The organism is Ruminococcus bicirculans (ex Wegman et al. 2014), assembly GCF_000723465.1.
Classification (GTDB): Bacteria; Bacillota; Clostridia; order Oscillospirales; family Ruminococcaceae; genus Hominimerdicola; species Hominimerdicola aceti.
The window spans coordinates 670,587-687,135 of the sequence record NZ_HF545616.1; the positions used below are offsets into that span (position 1 = coordinate 670,587).

Genomic DNA, 16,549 nt, shown 5'->3' on the forward strand with positions numbered 1-16,549 from the left:
TATTGTGGGAGAGATTATTGTGTCAAAGAAAAAAATAGTTGGAATTATAGCGTCATCTATTGTTGGTGGGACAGCAATAGTGACTTGGATCATGAAAAAGAAAGCAAAAAAAACAACTTATAAAGCTGAAAATATTGAAGCGATTCCGACACGCAATATGGGATTTTATGAAAAATATGTTAAAAGAGCGATAGATATTATTTGTGCGTCTGCAGCAATTATATGTTTTAGCCCTATATATATAGGTGTTGCAATTCTTGTCAGATTCAAGCTGGGAAGTCCAGTATTGTTCACACAGGATCGTCCAGGGTTGATTGGAGAAGATGGAAAAGAAACTATTTTTAAAATGTACAAATTCCGTACTATGACAGATGAAAGAGATGAAAATGGAGAGCTTTTACCAGATGAAGTACGTTTAACTTCATTTGGTAAGTGGCTTAGAAATACAAGTCTTGACGAACTTCCAGAGGCTTTTAATATTTTAAATGGTACACTTTCAGTTTGCGGTCCGCGTCCGCAACTTGTAAGAGATATGGTATTTATGACAGATGAACAAAGAATGAGACATACTGCGAAGCCAGGGCTTAGTGGATTGGCTCAAGTAAATGGGCGTAATGCAATATCATGGGAAGATAAGATTAATTGGGATTTAAAGTATATTGAAAAGGTAAGTTTTCTTGAAGATTTGAAAATTATTTTATCAACAGTGAAGAAAGCTTTTATTAAGCAAGAAGGAATTACGCAGGATGATATGGCTACAGCGGAGGATTTTGGAGATTATCTTTTGAGAACAGAAAAAGTAGATAAGGAAAATTATAATAAGAAACAACTTCAGGCAACGATGATTTTGAGTGGATCAGATGGCATTGAAAGAGAAGCGGGTTTAGTTTCTATTATTATGCCATCTTATAATACAGCTTCATTTATAGAAGAAACTATTCAATCTGTCTTGAATCAGACATATACAAATTGGGAATTGATCATAGTGGATGATTGCTCAACAGATAATACGAATGAAGTTGTTGATACGATAAAAGACTGTCGTATACATTATCTCAAAAATGAAAAGAATTCTGGTGCGGCAATAAGCAGAAATAAAGCGCTTCGAGAGGCTAAAGGTCAGTGGATCGCATACCTTGACTCTGATGATCTTTGGATGCCTGAAAAACTTGAAAAGCAAATTAAATTCATGGAAGAAAACGGATATGTTTTCTCTTACACCAATTATGAAGAGATTGACGTTGATGGATATAAAACAGGTGTAAAAGTCACTGGTCCTAAAAAAATAACAAAAACAGGAATGTTTAATTATTGTTGGCCAGGATGTCTTACGGTTATGTATGATGCTAATAAGATTGGTCTTATTCAGATTGAGGATATAAAGAAAAATAACGACTATGCCATGTGGCTGAAGGTATGTCGCAAAGCAGATTGCTATTTGCTTGATGAAATTTTAGGGCAGTATAGAAAAGGTCGTGTGGGAAGTGTAAGTACTCATAGTATTAGAACAATGATAGGGTGGCATTATAAGCTTTATCGTGAGGCTGAAGATATGGGAATACTATCAAGTCTTTTTAATACAGGAAGAAATTTAGTGTTTGGATTTTATAAGAAGAAAAGGTATGTAAGAAGACAATGAAAAGAGTTTGTATTATTGGACATTTTGGACATGGTGAAAATCTACTTAATGGACAAACAGTGAAAACCAAAATTGTTACAAAGGAAATTGTTAAAGAATTAGGAAAAAAAGAAGTTTCTTGTATAGATACTCATGGTGGAGTAAAAGCTTTGATAAGTGCCTTCCGTCATGCTTTAATAGCACTTAAATATCACAAAAATATAATTATAATGCCTGCTGAAAATGGATTGAGAATATTTGCTCCGTTATTAGTGCTGTTAAATCTGTTGTTTCATAGAAAACTCCACTATGTGGTTATTGGTGGTTGGCTTCCAGAGTTTTTGAAGAAGCGAAAAAAATTGACTAAAGCGTTGATGTCATTTGATGGTATCTATGTGGAAACCAATACTATGAGAAAGGCATTAGAAGCACAGGGATTCAACGATGTGTATGTGATGCCAAACTTTAAAGATTTGAATATTCTGAAAGAATCGGAACTTGTTTACCATCATACAGAGCCGTATCGACTCTGTACATTTTCCCGTGTCATGAAGGAAAAAGGAATAGAAGATGCTGTAAATGCCGTGAAGACAGTAAACGAGCACTTTGGCAGAATAGTTTACACTTTGGATATTTACGGCCAAGTGGATTCAGCACAAACGGAATGGTTTAATGAGCTAAAGAGTACATTTCCATTGTACATTAAGTATGGCGAATTTGTTCCTTTTGATAAAAGTGTCGAGGTGTTGAAAAATTATTTCGCCCTACTTTTTCCAACGTATTATGAAGGAGAGGGTTTTGCGGGGACACTTTTGGATGCGATGGCTGCAGGTGTTCCTGTAATCGCAAGTGATTGGCGGTATAATCCAGAGATCGTGAATGAGAAAACTGGATACGTGTATCCAGTTCATGATAACCATGCTTTTGTCACTACACTCATAAGTGTAGGAAACAATTCGGATCTGCTTCTTTCCAAGAAGTCAGATTGTTTAAAAGAAGCAGAAAAATACAGAGCAGAAAATGTCATCCAATGTCTGACATCTAAGTTATAGAATTAGGAAAATAATACGAAATCTTGTGAGATGCTGAAAAATTATAAAAATGGAGGTTAGTGCGGAAATGAAACTTACTATTGGTCTTGTTACCATGAATAGAGAACGACAAGTCGCAGAAGCAATTCAAAGTTGCTTACAGTCAAATTTGCCGAATGAAACAGAGTTTGTTGTCATCAACAACGCATCAACAGATAATACGGAAACCGTGGTGAAGTCAATTCTTGATTCATCCGGCTTTCCTTATGTATATTATAAAACTGAGTCCAATATTGGAGCGGGGGGGGGAGAACCCTTTGTTTTGAGAAATCCACGGGTGAGTACATCTACGGTATGGATGACGATGCCGTTGTAGATTTCGAGAACGATCCAGACTTTTTCGTGAAAGCAATTGAAATATTGGACGGACATCAAAATATTGCAACATTAGCCACACAGATATATGACACAGCATGGCAGGCAAATCGACAGGCTATATGTGGGAAAGAAATCTATCTAGGGGTGTATAGATGCAAGATGTTCTGCGGAGGTTCCCATTTCTTGCGAAAATCTTTTTTTGACACTTCACCGTATTTGTCAAATAAGTATGGATATGAGGAACTTCCACCATCGCTGATGGCCATGGATGCCGGAGTGATAAATGCATTTTGTCCCGATTTGATTGCGATTCACAAACCTGCTGTCAATAAATGGGTTCGTGCAAGTGATAAGAACATGGAGTATCTTATCATTGAGTGTGGGGTTCCATATGCAATCAAACGAAAGATGTATCCGATAATCTGCACACCACTTACGTTGTTAGCATATAAACAACGTTGTAAAAAGTATTTGCAGCAAACGAAAAGTATTAGAAAACAACTTTCAGATATTGTTTCCAATACTATGCAGATGTGTAATCGGATGGAGAGTATCAAATTTAGTACATTTGTAAAAATGTTTATGGATTTTGGCTCATCTATTTTGTAAACTTTCCTGTTTGAATTGCCTGCTTGATAGCAGTTAAAAAATTGCTATCGAGGTGAATAAATTAATGGGAAAGAAACTTACAATTGGAATTGTTACGATGAATCGTGAAGAACAGCTGGCAGAAGCTTTGTACAGCTGCTTGAGAACTGATTTGCCAAATGAAACAGAATTTGTAGTGATTGACAATGCTTCTACAGACAACACAGAAAAGGTTGTAAGGGAGATTTTAACGAACAGTGGATACGAATATTATTACGAAAAGCTTCCAGAGAATATTGGTTGCGGAAGAGGGCGTAATTACGCATTTTCAAAGTCCCGTGGATTATATTATTACTCATTGGATGACGATGCAGTCATAGACGAACATTGCAAGAAATTTTTTTTATATGCACTTGACATACTCGATAAGAATACAGGTATTGTCACGCTTACGACACAGATATATGATACTGCATGGAAGAGTGATAGACTAGATAGAACTTCGGTGAAACTGGAGGATGATCTGTATGAATGTAAAATGTTCTGTGGTGGTTCCCATTTTTTGAGACGAGATTTTTTCAAAGAAGCACCTTATTTCTCAAATAGGTATGGCTATGAAGAAATTCCTCCGTCTCTGTATGTGGTAGATGCAGGTTGTAAAAACGTGTTCTGTTCTGCAATTAGAATCATTCATAATCCAAAGGTGAACAAGTGGAATTGCAGTGATGAAAAAAATCATACGTTATTTATAAATGAATGTGTGTTACAATATGTGATTAAGAGCGCAATCTACCCGAAAATGGTAAAGCCCATTCTTTACATGGCATATAAAGCTCGTTGTTGGCGGCATTTGAAACATGTGCCGAATTGGAAGCAGCGAACGAATGATTTACTTTCTCAGGCAAAAGATAACGCAAAGTCGTTACAGAGGATTCGTCTGAGAACTGTAATTGAATTATATAAAAAATTTGGAAATGCAATCTTTTAAATGAAGAGAAATGGAGAGTGACATGTTACGAATTATATTTATCACAAATAGTATAGGGTTTGGCGGAGCAGAGAAAATGCTCACTTTCGTGGCCAATTCTTTGTCCGAACGTGGTCATATCTGTGCCATTGTAAACCTTGGAGCCGTTCCTGAATATGTCAATGTATATAAACAAAATATAGATGAGCACATAGATGTATTCAATGTGAAAGATAAGGTTCAACAAAAAAAACGAAAAGCAGAAATAAAGGCAGTTGCACAATACGCGAAGGAGTTTCATGCTGATGTTCTAATAGGCTTTACGAATTTTCCAAACATGTATGCAACTCTAGTCGGTAAAACGCTTAAGATACCGTCTATAATATCAGAACGAGGTGATCCGGCAATAACTTTGCCAAATACTTTTAAGGACAGAATCCTTAAGCTAATTATTGATAGTGCAAGTGGTGGCGTATTTCAGACAAATGGTGCAAAGGATTACTATGGAAAAAGACTGCAGAAACGCGGAAGCGTAATTCCTAATCCTATTTTTATTAAAGGAACCGTGCCTAATGTGCCATATGAAGAGCATGAGAAGACAGTGGTGTCCGTTGGTAGGATTGATAACAAGCAGAAGCGGTTAGATGTTATGTTGCAGGCATTTAGTATTTTCTCGAAAAAACATCCTGAATACACTTTGAAAATATACGGATCAGGCGATGATGAAAATTTGGTAAGACAGTGGTGTGCTGATTTGAACATCCAAGATCAGGTTAAGTTTATGGGAGTGACAAGAACACCAATGCAAGATATTTCCGATGCAGGAATGTTTCTTATAACTTCTGACTATGAGGGAATATCTAATTCACTTCTTGAGGCGATGGCTGTTGGTTTGCCTTGTGTTTCTACGAATCATACTCCCGGAGGAGCAAGATTGTTAATCGCAGATCATGAGAATGGCTTGTTGGCACCAATGGGCGATGTTGATGCTCTGGCGGGGGCTATGTGCGAATTTGCTGATAATCCTGAATTAGCACAAAAATGTGGTAATAACGCACGAGATGTTGTAAATAGATTTGAGCCGAGCAGGATTATAGATCTGTGGGAAGACTATATTGAGAAATTATGTAGGTAAACATGAGGGCTATGATGAGTTTCTGAAAGCGGCGCAATAAATCAAGAAGACTGATAATGAAATCAGATGGAAATATAGTTGAAATAAGGTGTTTGTTCATGAATCAAATACAATTAAATGAAAGGGTATTCAACCGTAGAATGGCTCTTAGCGGAAGAAGCGTCGGAGTAGCACTGTTTTGTCTTTATGTATTTATATCATCACTTGCGAATGATATGGTGCTCTCAAGTTCAATTGGCTCGTTAACCCTATATCTTTTTTTAGGATATTCTGTATTATACATTTTATTAAATAAAAAGCTTAAGATAGATCGGATGATAAAGTGGATGCTTGTCTTTATAGCATTTTGCGTATTCACTATGCTTTATTCGCCTGAGAAGGACTTTCTGTCTAATAGTGAATTTTATCTTCTTATCGTTAATTTCATTTTGATACTGTTTCTCTCACAGTATGATATTAACATTAATGATATAAAGAAAATTAGTTGGGCAAACGTTTTGAGCGGTGGAGTTTTGATTTTCATTTTGTTTGCAAGGGGAAATTTAACTGGTTTTTCTACATCAAATAGATTTGGGGAGGATTTGTTTGGAAATTCAAACATATTAGCTACCTTGTTGATGAAGACTGCATTGTATGCAATATGGTTGCTCGTGTATTCTGAGAATAAGATAATACATAAAATAGTTCTTACTCTGTGCTTAGTTGCATCGTATTATGGAATGTTTTTGTCTGGTGGAAGAAAATTTATTATTATTCCCGCTGTTTTCTTATATATTCTTTTGATTTTCAAGAGAGATAGTCATGGAAGGAAACACCTGGTGAAGTATACGGGGGTTGTTGTTGCAATAGTTATTGCAGGTTATTATTTGATTATGAATGTTCCCATGTTTTATGCAGTGATTGGCGAACGAATGGAGAGTTTGTTCTCCTTCATACGAACAGGGCACAGTATCTCAGGAAAATCAGCAGAAATAAGAGCAACTATGATTGAGATAGGATTTAATAGGTGGCTGGATAGTCCGATTTGGGGCTATGGTTTTGACAGCTTTAAACATTACAACAGGTTGATAACTGGGCATTTCTATTATTCTCATAATAATTATATAGAACTTTTATATGATCTTGGAATCATAGGATTTGCTATATACTATTGGTTCTATTGGAAATTGTTTTATGTTGCCTGGAAAGGAAAGAATAATTATGCTCCTGAAATTCGAGCATTTGTTATTGGGATAGTATTTTCAATGCTTGTGTTTGAATATGGTGCTGTGAATTATACAGAAACTGCAACGCAAATTATGCTTTTCTTTGCCTGTACAATGTTAAAAGAACCTAGATATGAAAGAAGGCACATAGATGAGTAAATTAAAGACAGCTTACGCTCTTATAACTAAAAAGGAAGATAAAAGAGGATTTCAGAAGGCCATTGCGGATAATATAACAAAAGCAGATATGTTACAAAGAATGTCAGATACGGCGTATTTGAAATTAATTTATAGGTTGATTTTTGGCAGAAAACTTGATCTCAAAAATCCGCAAACATTTAATGAGAAACTTCAATGGCTTAAACTAAATGACCGTAAGACAGAATATACAACAATGGTTGATAAATATGAGGTTAAGAAATATATAGCAGAAAAGATTGGAGAAGAGTATATTATTCCAACATTGGGAGTCTGGGATAATTTTGATGATATCGATTTCGATTTGTTGCCAAATCAGTTCGTTCTAAAGTGTACCCACGATAGTGGAGGACTTGTTATATGCAAAGATAAAAGCAAACTTGACATCGCAAAGGCACGTGAAAAGATAAACAAAGCGTTAACAAGACGTTTTTATTATTTCGGAAGAGAATGGCCATATAAGGCAGTAAAGCCGAGAATCATAGCCGAAAAGTATATGGTAGATGAATCAGTTTCTGAACTGCGAGATTATAAATTCTTTTGCTTTGGTGGAGTATGTAAATGCTTAAAAGTTGATTTTGATCGTTTTATCGAACATCGAGCAAACTATTATGATCCACAGGGAAATTTGCTTGATCTCGGTGAAAAGATATGCCCTCCAAATAAGGAGAAGGTGATTGTACTTCCAGATAATAAGGAGAAGATGTTGCAATTAGCAGAAAAGTTGAGTACAAACATACCGTTTCTGCGTGTAGATTTCTATGATGTGAACGGAAAGATTTATTTTGGAGAATTGACCTTTTTCCCTGCTTCTGGTTGGGGTGAATTTACAGATGAAAAATGGGATTACAAACTTGGAAAATGGATAAAATTGCCCGATTCAATGGGGGGTACATCTTTCTAACTCGTGAATTTGTAATAAGGCTACAAAATAAAAAGAAAAATTTTGCACTTAACGATTATAAGGTGTTTTGCTTCAACGGCGAACCTAAGGTTACTCTCGTCTGTAGTGAACGGTTTTCAGATGGTGGTCTAATAGAGGATTTCTTTGACGAACAGTGGAATCAAGTACCGATAAAAAGACCAGGACATCCGAATTCAAATACTGTAATATCGAAACCTGTAAATTTTGAACAGATGAAGAACTTGACTTGCAGATTATCACAAAATATTCCATTTTGCGTGTGGATTTTTATGAAATAGACATGAAATTATATTTTGGCGAGCTTACTTTATACCCAGCATCGGGATTTGAAGAATTTGAACCTGATGAATGGGACTATAAATTTGGTAAATGGATACATTTGCCAGGGAGGGAATAGACATGAGAATATTAATTGGTGCAGATATTGTACCTACTTTATCAAATCAACAATATTTTGAAGAAGAACAGATGGAGAAAATCATTGATAGTAGACTGTTTGAGTTGTTAAAAAAAGCAGATTATCGAGTTTTCAATCTTGAAGTACCATTGACAGATAAATCTAAGCCGATTGAAAAAGCTGGTCCTAATTTGATTGCTTCTGTAAAATCTGTAGCTGGATTGAAACAACTTGGCATTAATTTTTTAACTCTTGCCAATAACCACATATTAGATCAAGGGGAACAAGGCTTATGGTCTACGACGGAACAACTTGACAAAAATAAGATTTCATATGCGGGTGTTGGACATACACATGCAGAAGCAGCAAAACCGCATATCGTGGAAATGGAGGGCAAGAAAATTGGCATCTACTGTTGTGCCGAGCATGAGTTCTCTATTGTTAGTGCGAAGCAGGCAGGGGCAAACCCTTTTGATCCTCTTGAAAGTCTTGATCATATTGTAGCGTTGAGAGCACAATGCGATTATGTAATTTGCCTTTATCATGGTGGTAAAGAACATTATCGTTATCCTTCTCCAAACCTTCAGAAAACTTGCAGAAAAATTGTTGAGAAGGGAGCTGACCTTGTTATTTGTCAGCACACTCATTGCATTGGTTGTGAGGAAAAGTGGCAAGAGGGAACGATTGTCTATGGCCAAGGAAATTTTCTGTTTGACCACTCCGAGAGTGAATTTTGGCAGACATCTGTACTTGTAAGTGTAGATACTAACACAAAAAAGATTGAGTATATTCCTCTTCGGAAAAATGGGAAGGGTGTACGACTTGCGGTAGAGGATGATGCAACAAAAATTCTAACTGAAATGATGCAACGTTCTGAAGAAATAAAGAAGGAAGATTTTATTGAAAAACAGTATCGGGCGTTTGCTCTTCAAGTACGAGAATTATACTTAAAAACAGGGGATCCAATAGCAACATCTTTTGCATTTCGAGTTGTAAATAAGTTGTTAAGACATAAATTGATGCCTTGGTATTTAGACAGAAAACTAAAGAAAAATCGTCGATTTTTAATAAATTTTGTTGAGTGTGAAGCACACAGAGAAGTATACATGAACGGAATAAAGGAGTAGAATTCGAGCTTCCCTTGTGTTTATAGCATTGATGGGATAATGGAAGATAGTGTCAGATGACATATAAAAAATGAGCGAAAGAATAAAGGCTCGAATGAACCTTGAATACTGCAGATACTTTATGTTATGGTGGTGTTGTTTGTGATGAACGCATTATACGCGAAAAAAAGGAAGGTGCTACTCTTTTTGTTGCTACGTTCCTTTGTAATCAAGGTATATATAAGATATTAGAACAAAAAAACAGGTAGCTCTTGAAGGTGCCTAGTGAAACGAGGACAGAAACGTATGGAAAATAAGTCTTCATCGGGAAGAAAGGTTTTAATTAATTCAATCATATATTCTTGCAGTGGATTGCTGTTGAAGTGCTTTAGCTTTTTCTTGCTACCTTTATATACCGTCTATCTGACAACAGAAGATTATGGTATTAACAGCGTAATAACAAGTTTTATCTCGACAGCAAGCTTTATTGTTGCTTTTTCGCTGTTTTCAGCTGTTATGCGGTTTTACGTGGATTTAAAAGAAGAACCAGAAAAGCTAAAGAGATTCTATGGAACAATATCTTTATTTGTATTTTTTTCGGGTACAGCATTTGCTGTTGTATTAACCATATTTAGACAATTTACATCGAAATATTTGTTTTCAGGTATAGATTATTATCCGCTTATATTAGTAGCCTTAATTTCTCTGATTTTCAACTGCGAATATACAATTTTTGATAATATTTTACGAAGCCAACAAAGGGCATTGAAAAGCTCTATATGTAGTATAATTTATTTTTTTGTATCAGTAGCATTAAACATATTCTTTGTAGTTGGTCTTAAGATGGGGGCGCTTGGAACGCTTCTCGCATCCTTAATTGCATATGTGCTATATACAGCGTATTTTGTGATTGAAATGAGCGTGACTCATACAATTAAGTTCTGTATGGACTTAAAACTTTTAAAGGATGCATTAAAGTATTCCATACCGATCATGCCACACAATCTTTCAACACAAATAGCTCTATTTGTATCAAAATTATTGATTTCAGATGTGGGTTCATTAGCAGATTTAGGAGTTTACAGCGTCGCGACTCAGTTTGGAAATATTGCTGATACGATTCAGTGTTATGTAGATAGTGCTTATGGACCGTGGTTATACGAGAGATTACATAATAAAGAGAACAAATATAAAAAAACAATCAGACAAAATGTAAAACTATTAATCGCGGTGATCGGCTTATTCTTCGTTGGTATATCATTGTTTGCACAAGACTATATTGTACTTTTCTTGCAAAAAAGTTACGTGGGAGCATGGATGTATGTTCCTATGATCGTAAGTGTATTCGCCATTAAGACTACATACTATTTTTATGTAGAAATACTATTCTATTATAAAGAAGCATCAAGAAAGTTGTTCATAGCAACATTGACTGGCAGTGTGTTAAACATTTTGTTATCTGCAATATTTATTCCGATTTGGAGCGTATATGGATCGATTTTGGCGGATGCAATTGCGATGCTTGTTAGAGTGATAATTGTAGTTGCTATTAGCCGAAAATACGAAGATGTAGGGTTGAGGATTCGAGATTTTGTTATTAATTTTGTAATAATAGAGCTATTTATTTTTATGGGATTGATATTGAGCATTATGAAGTATCAAACAACATTCAGTATTTTTAATTTTGGATATAAAATTGTAGTGGCCTTTTTGTATGTGATAATGATATTTGTGATGAATAGAGAATCAGCAATGGTGCTGTTAGCTAATTTTAAAGAAAAGAGGAAGAAAAAATGACATCGGAAGAATTTTTAAAAGAGGTACTTAGTAGTCCGCTGTGTCCGGATAACTTTGAGGAAATTTACAAAGAATTCCGGAAATATCAAAAAATTACCATGGACACACTTATTGAATTTCACCGAGTGTGTGAAAAGAGTAATATAGAATATGAGCTAGCATATGGCTCTCTTTTAGGTGCAATTCGAGATAATGGCCAAATTCCTTGGGATTACGACATAGATGTGTTTGTAGCATTCAAAGACAAGGAGAGATTAATTGAGACATTAAAAAAAGAACTTGATGATAAATACTATTTTTATTGTCCAGAAGTTAATCAAAAATGCAGACATGTCATTATGAGGTTGGCGCCAAAAGGATACAGAAGTGAAGCTCTGCATGTGGATGTATTTTATTATGTTGGAACACCGAATTCTGTAGAAGAACGGAAGCTACATATTGAACAAATAAAAAGGACAGCACATACACGGTATTGTAAACTTGTTAATTGTAAAGAAGAAGCAGGAGGAAATGTGAAAAAATACATTCGCTTAATGCTGGATAAAATGAAATATTCTATGAAAAAAATAGAAGATTTGAAAAATGAGTATGAAAAACTATGCCAAATGTATCCGATTGACAAGTCAGATTATCTTGTGTCTGCCGATGTGTTTGCTGATTGGTATGAATTTCCAAGAATTCTATTTGAGGAAACAGAACTTTTCCATACAGTTGATGGGACATTTCGTATTCCGAAACAGTATGCAGAATTGCTTACTCTTGTTTATAAGGATTATATGAATATACCAGATTTGGACACAAGAATACGTGAAGTAATGACACATTTTAATTACTTGAAATTTATGGAAAATGCTTAACGCAGGGTTAGTTTGATGAAAAAAATAGGAAGGTTAGCAGAACGCTAACTTCTTATTATATGGCAGTGTTCACAAAAAGCTAAACCAACAATTTCATGAAAAAGGAGAGAAATAAATAGATGAATAAACAAGAAAGCGATATTTTAAAGACGCTTATAACAGAACCATTTATAAATCAGAGAATTCTATCAGAAGAGTCCAGGCATTCTTTAGGTGTAGTAAATCGTTCTATTAAGGAACTTATTAAGACTGGATATTTAGATGAGGAAGTACAACTTACACAAAAAGCTACTGATGAATTTAAACTGAATGCCCCTAAACGTGCAATTATTCTCGCGGCCGGTTTTGGCATGCGTATGGTGCCAATTAACACAGAAGTCTCTAAAGGTTTATTAGAAGTGAATGGTGAGACATTAATCGAAAGGTTGATTAAGCAACTTCAAGAAGTTGACATAAAAGAAATATACATTATTGTTGGTTTTATGAAGGAGCAGTATGAGTATCTAATTGATGAGTATGAAGTAGAACTTGTTGTAAATAAAGAGTATGCTTCAAAAAATAATCTCCATTCGTTGAAACTGGTAGCTGATAGACTAGAAAATGCATATGTGATTCCTTGTGATATTTGGTGTGATCTTAATCCATTCCGCCGACATGAGTTGTACTCTTGGTATATGGTCAGCGACTTGGTTGACAGTGAAAGTGACGTTCGCGTGAATCGGAAGATGGAGTTGGTATCTACTACAGGTAATGTGGGAGGTAATTCAATGGTTGGAATCTGCTATCTTGTGAAGAAAGATGCTAATGTAGTAAAGGAGCGCATAGAAACACTTTGTCAAAATCGAAAATATGATAATTCATTTTGGGAAAAGGCACTTTACAACAAGAACAAAATGATTGTTGATGCAAGGGTGGTGCATGCAACGGACGTAGTGGAAATTAATACTTATGAACAACTGCGAGAATTGGATAGTGCCTCCAATCAACTGAAAACAGATGCAATTGAGGTCATTTGTAAGAACTTTGATGTAAAGGCTGAAGAGATTTCACAGATTACAGTATTGAAAAAGGGAATGACAAATCGTTCATTTCTTTTTAGCTGCAAAAACAAAAAATATATTATGCGTATACCGGGAGAGGGCACAGATCAGTTAATCAACCGCAAGGAAGAAGCAGCCGTGTATCATATAATCGCAAGTAAAAACATCTGTGATAATATTGCATACATTAATCCTGAAAATGGTTATAAAATCACAGAATTTATGGAAGGAGCCAGAGTATGTGATCCACTGAATGTCGATGATCTTAAAAAGTGCATGGCAAAACTTCGTGCCTTTCATCAACTAAAACTTTCAGTTGATCATACGTTTGATATCTTTGCTCAGATTGATTTTTATGAGAGCCTTTGGAATGGCAATTCATCTGTTTATAAGGACTATCAGAAGACAAAAGAAAATGTGTTGAGTCTTCGAGATTATATTGATTCGCATGTACAGGAGAAGGTTCTAACACATATTGATGCGGTTCCTGATAACTTCCTTTTTACGGAAGAAACATCTGGGAAGGAAGATATCCGTTTGATCGACTGGGAATATGCTGGCATGCAAGATCCGCATGTTGATATAGCGATGTTTTGCATTTATGCTTTATATAATAAACGTCAGGTTGATAGACTTATCAATATTTATTTTGAAAATAAATGCGATAAGGAGACAAGATTAAAAATATATTGCTACATTGCAGCTTGTGGATTGCTTTGGAGTAATTGGTGTGAATATAAAAGAAATCTTGGTGTGGAATTCGGTGAATATTCATTACGCCAATATCGATTCGCTAAAGATTACTATAAGTTTTTTAAGGAGGAGATGATTGAAAATGAAAGTAGATAATGCAATTATTATGGCTGCAGGCACGGCTAGTCGGTTTGCACCACTCTCTTTTGAAAAACCTAAAGCACTAATTGAAGTGCGTGGAGAGATTTTGATAGAACGACAGATTAAACAGCTTCAAGAAGCCGGGATTACTGACGTAATAATAGTAACAGGTTATATGTCAGAGCAATTTGATTATCTGAAAGAAAAATATGGTGTCACACTAATTTACAATTCAGAATATTTGACTCGCAATAACAATTCTAGCATACATGCTGTAAAAAAATATTTGAAAAATAGTTACATATGTTCATCTGACAATTACTTCTTGACCAATCCATTCGAAAAAGAAGTAGACGATAGTTATTATTCGGCTATATTTGCAGATGGACGCACTGAAGAGTGGTGTATTAGTGAAAGTGATGGCATAATTAAAAAAGTTGTTGTAGGCGGTGAAGATTCATGGATAATGTTAGGACATGTATTTTGGTCAGACGAATTTAGCCGAAAATTTATATCAATTCTTGAGAGGGAATATAATCAACCAGAAACAGCCAATAAATTATGGGAAACAATTTATATTGAGCATATTGATGAACTTAGGATGAAAATTCGTAAATATCCATCAGATTTTATTTTTGAGTTTGATACATTAGATGAATTGAGAGGGTTTGATAAAACATATGTGAATAATACCAGATCAAATATTATAAAAGAAATTGCAGAGAAATTAGATATTACAGAAGATAGAATAATTGATATCAAGTCCTTTAAGGATTGCAACAATGCTGCAGCTGGATTTTCATTTAATGCTGGGAAAAAATATAAATATTATTACGATTCGAAGAAAATGGAGGAAATATAGATGAATAAATTAAATAGCAAAAGAATAGACTGGCTTATTACATTGGCTCCGTTTATTATTATCATTTCATTAGCTGGTGTGTTATTTGCATTTCCAAATGAGTCAAATACTATTATAAGCAAGGTTCGATATTTTTTTGGTGATACAGTGGGAATTTATTATTTAATAATTGGCGTTGCTGTGTTGATAGTTTCAATTTATTTGGCTATTTCAAAATATGGGGATGTAGTCTTAGGTGAGCCAAATGAAAAGCCAAGATATTCATTTTTTGGATGGGGCAGTATGATGTTCACCTGCGGATTAGCAGCGGATATTTTATTCTATTCGTTTGCTGAATGGGTGATGTATGCAACAAATCCTCATATTGAAGAACTGGGTTCAGTAGCTGAATGGGCAGGTGTTTTTCCACTTTTTCATTGGAGTTTTATTCCGTGGGCGTTTTATCTGGTGCTTGCTGTAGCATTTGGTTTTATGTTACATGTCAAAAAAATAAATCGCCAGAGATATTCTGAAGCATGCAGACCAATCATAGGGAAGCATGCAGATGGTATTTTAGGCCGTATAATTGACTTGTTTGCGCTGTTTGCTCTTCTTGCTGGAACAGCAACGACTTTTAGTGTTGCAACACCACTTTTAGCAGCAATCATCGTAAAATTATTTGGAATAACGATTAGCAGAACCGTAGTTACTGTCATTATTTTAGTCATTACATGTGCAGTGTATACATATGCAGTATTACATGGATTTAAGGGAATTAGTTTTTTGGCGAAACTTTGTATATATCTTTTCTTTGGACTGTTATTAATTGTTTTACTTATAGGTGGACAAGGAAAATTTATTATTGAAAATGGTTTTCAAAGTTTGGGGAAAATGTTGCAGAATTTTATAGAATTAAGTACATTTACAGATCCGGGTCGTACTAGTAATTTTCCGCAAGATTGGACAATTTATTATTGGGCGTATTGGATGGTTTGGTCTGTTGCGGCTCCATTTTTTATAGGTAATATTTCGCGTGGTAGAACGATAAAACAGACGATTCTTGGCGGGTATGTATTTGGTGTAGGATCGACAATAGTCAGCTTTGTGGTACTTGGTAATTATGGTTTAGGACTTCAAGTGAGCGAAAAAACAGATTTTATTTCACAATATGTAGCGGATGGAGACCTTTACGGATTGATTCTTAATATTATAGATACAATGCCGATGGCAAATGTGATTTTAGTAATTACAGTGTTATGCATGATTGCATTTTATGCCACATCATTTGACTCCATTGCATACACTGCAGCTTGTTATAGTTACAAAAAACTAGGAGAAAATGAACACCCGCATAAATTAATCGAATTATTGTGGTGTCTATTGTTGATTGTACTCCCAATAGCTTTAGTCTTTTCAGAAAGTTCGATGAATAATATTCAAAGTATAAGTATCATTTCTGCGTTTCCGATTGGAATAATTATGATAGTTATGATTATAAGCTTTTTTAAAGATTTAAAAAAATATATAATTGAAAAAGATAAGAGTAGATAAAAACAAAAACTTGTAAAAAGGCAGGAGCCGCAGCGACCCTCTGAAAAAAGTCTGTAAAAAGTCAGTCAACTGTGGTAAAAT

The 16,549-nt window shown here is 35.0% G+C and carries 14 protein-coding genes and 1 pseudogene; all 15 read left to right on the top strand.

The genetic code is table 11. From position 1 onward, the window contains the following. Positions 1 to 19 precede the first annotated feature (19 nt). Positions 20 to 1,639, top strand: a complete 1,620-nt coding sequence (locus RBI_RS15520; protein ID WP_038670892.1) for a sugar transferase — start codon at positions 20 to 22, stop codon at positions 1,637 to 1,639. Further along, on the top strand, positions 1,636 to 2,670 hold the full coding sequence (locus tag RBI_RS02960; RefSeq protein WP_038670894.1) for a glycosyltransferase: 1,035 nt from the start codon (positions 1,636 to 1,638) through the stop codon (positions 2,668 to 2,670). Before RBI_RS15520 ends, RBI_RS02960 begins: the two co-directional genes overlap by 4 nt. 67 nt (positions 2,671 to 2,737) lie before the next feature. Then, complete coding sequence (locus RBI_RS02965) at positions 2,738 to 3,025, top strand: glycosyltransferase (protein WP_038670896.1); 288 nt, start codon at positions 2,738 to 2,740, stop codon at positions 3,023 to 3,025. Then, on the top strand, positions 3,004 to 3,636 hold the full coding sequence (locus RBI_RS02970) for a hypothetical protein (protein WP_038670909.1): 633 nt from the start codon (positions 3,004 to 3,006) through the stop codon (positions 3,634 to 3,636). The genes RBI_RS02965 and RBI_RS02970 overlap by 22 nt, the downstream gene beginning before the upstream one ends. Before the next feature lie 64 nt (positions 3,637 to 3,700). After that, entirely contained in the window at positions 3,701 to 4,603 is a 903-nt protein-coding gene (locus RBI_RS02975; RefSeq protein WP_038670922.1) for a glycosyltransferase family 2 protein, read from the top strand. A 10-nt stretch (positions 4,604 to 4,613) separates the two neighbouring features. Continuing rightward, the gene (locus tag RBI_RS13930) at positions 4,614 to 5,717 is read left to right on the top strand and encodes a glycosyltransferase (RefSeq protein WP_081855922.1); all 1,104 of its coding nucleotides are present in this window, start codon (positions 4,614 to 4,616) and stop codon (positions 5,715 to 5,717) included. A 56-nt stretch (positions 5,718 to 5,773) separates the two neighbouring features. After that, positions 5,774 to 7,081, top strand: a complete 1,308-nt coding sequence (locus RBI_RS13935) for an O-antigen ligase family protein (protein ID WP_051706373.1) — start codon at positions 5,774 to 5,776, stop codon at positions 7,079 to 7,081. Next, the gene (locus RBI_RS02990; RefSeq protein ID WP_051706375.1) at positions 7,074 to 8,024 is read left to right on the top strand and encodes an ATP-grasp fold amidoligase family protein; all 951 of its coding nucleotides are present in this window, start codon (positions 7,074 to 7,076) and stop codon (positions 8,022 to 8,024) included. The genes RBI_RS13935 and RBI_RS02990 overlap by 8 nt, the downstream gene beginning before the upstream one ends. Next, positions 7,982 to 8,442: pseudogene (locus tag RBI_RS15525) on the top strand (ATP-grasp fold amidoligase family protein). The gene RBI_RS02990 and the pseudogene RBI_RS15525 overlap by 43 nt, the downstream one beginning before the upstream one ends. Before the next feature lie 2 nt (positions 8,443 to 8,444). Further along, positions 8,445 to 9,569, top strand: coding sequence for a CapA family protein (locus tag RBI_RS03000; RefSeq protein WP_038670938.1), 1,125 nt, complete (start codon positions 8,445 to 8,447; stop codon positions 9,567 to 9,569). Positions 9,570 to 9,854: 285 nt separating this feature from the next. Continuing rightward, on the top strand, positions 9,855 to 11,345 hold the full coding sequence (locus tag RBI_RS03005; RefSeq protein WP_038670951.1) for an oligosaccharide flippase family protein: 1,491 nt from the start codon (positions 9,855 to 9,857) through the stop codon (positions 11,343 to 11,345). Then, positions 11,342 to 12,202 (top strand): LicD family protein, encoded by an 861-nt coding sequence (locus tag RBI_RS03010; protein WP_038670953.1) that lies wholly within the window; start codon positions 11,342 to 11,344, stop codon positions 12,200 to 12,202. The genes RBI_RS03005 and RBI_RS03010 overlap by 4 nt, the downstream gene beginning before the upstream one ends. Positions 12,203 to 12,321: 119 nt before the next feature. Next, positions 12,322 to 14,091, top strand: a complete 1,770-nt coding sequence (locus tag RBI_RS03015; protein ID WP_038670955.1) for a phosphotransferase — start codon at positions 12,322 to 12,324, stop codon at positions 14,089 to 14,091. Then, entirely contained in the window at positions 14,078 to 14,938 is an 861-nt protein-coding gene (locus tag RBI_RS03020; RefSeq protein WP_038670957.1) for an NTP transferase domain-containing protein, read from the top strand. Before RBI_RS03015 ends, RBI_RS03020 begins: the two co-directional genes overlap by 14 nt. Next, positions 14,939 to 16,468: a BCCT family transporter gene (locus RBI_RS03025; protein WP_038670959.1), complete on the top strand. Its 1,530-nt coding sequence runs from the start codon at positions 14,939 to 14,941 to the stop codon at positions 16,466 to 16,468. Positions 16,469 to 16,549 lie beyond the last annotated feature (81 nt).

Coding starts and splice junctions, on each gene's coding strand:
- RBI_RS02960 (WP_038670894.1), top strand. CDS start 1,636: ATGAAAAGAGTTTGTATTATTGGACATTTTGGACATGGTGAAAATCTA.
- RBI_RS02965 (WP_038670896.1), top strand. CDS start 2,738: ATGAAACTTACTATTGGTCTTGTTACCATGAATAGAGAACGACAAGTC.
- RBI_RS02970 (WP_038670909.1), top strand. CDS start 3,004: ATGGATGACGATGCCGTTGTAGATTTCGAGAACGATCCAGACTTTTTC.
- RBI_RS02975 (WP_038670922.1), top strand. CDS start 3,701: ATGGGAAAGAAACTTACAATTGGAATTGTTACGATGAATCGTGAAGAA.
- RBI_RS13930 (WP_081855922.1), top strand. CDS start 4,614: ATGGAGAGTGACATGTTACGAATTATATTTATCACAAATAGTATAGGG.
- RBI_RS13935 (WP_051706373.1), top strand. CDS start 5,774: ATGAAATCAGATGGAAATATAGTTGAAATAAGGTGTTTGTTCATGAAT.
- RBI_RS02990 (WP_051706375.1), top strand. CDS start 7,074: ATGAGTAAATTAAAGACAGCTTACGCTCTTATAACTAAAAAGGAAGAT.
- RBI_RS03000 (WP_038670938.1), top strand. CDS start 8,445: ATGAGAATATTAATTGGTGCAGATATTGTACCTACTTTATCAAATCAA.
- RBI_RS03005 (WP_038670951.1), top strand. CDS start 9,855: ATGGAAAATAAGTCTTCATCGGGAAGAAAGGTTTTAATTAATTCAATC.
- RBI_RS03010 (WP_038670953.1), top strand. CDS start 11,342: ATGACATCGGAAGAATTTTTAAAAGAGGTACTTAGTAGTCCGCTGTGT.
- RBI_RS03015 (WP_038670955.1), top strand. CDS start 12,322: ATGAATAAACAAGAAAGCGATATTTTAAAGACGCTTATAACAGAACCA.
- RBI_RS03020 (WP_038670957.1), top strand. CDS start 14,078: ATGAAAGTAGATAATGCAATTATTATGGCTGCAGGCACGGCTAGTCGG.
- RBI_RS03025 (WP_038670959.1), top strand. CDS start 14,939: ATGAATAAATTAAATAGCAAAAGAATAGACTGGCTTATTACATTGGCT.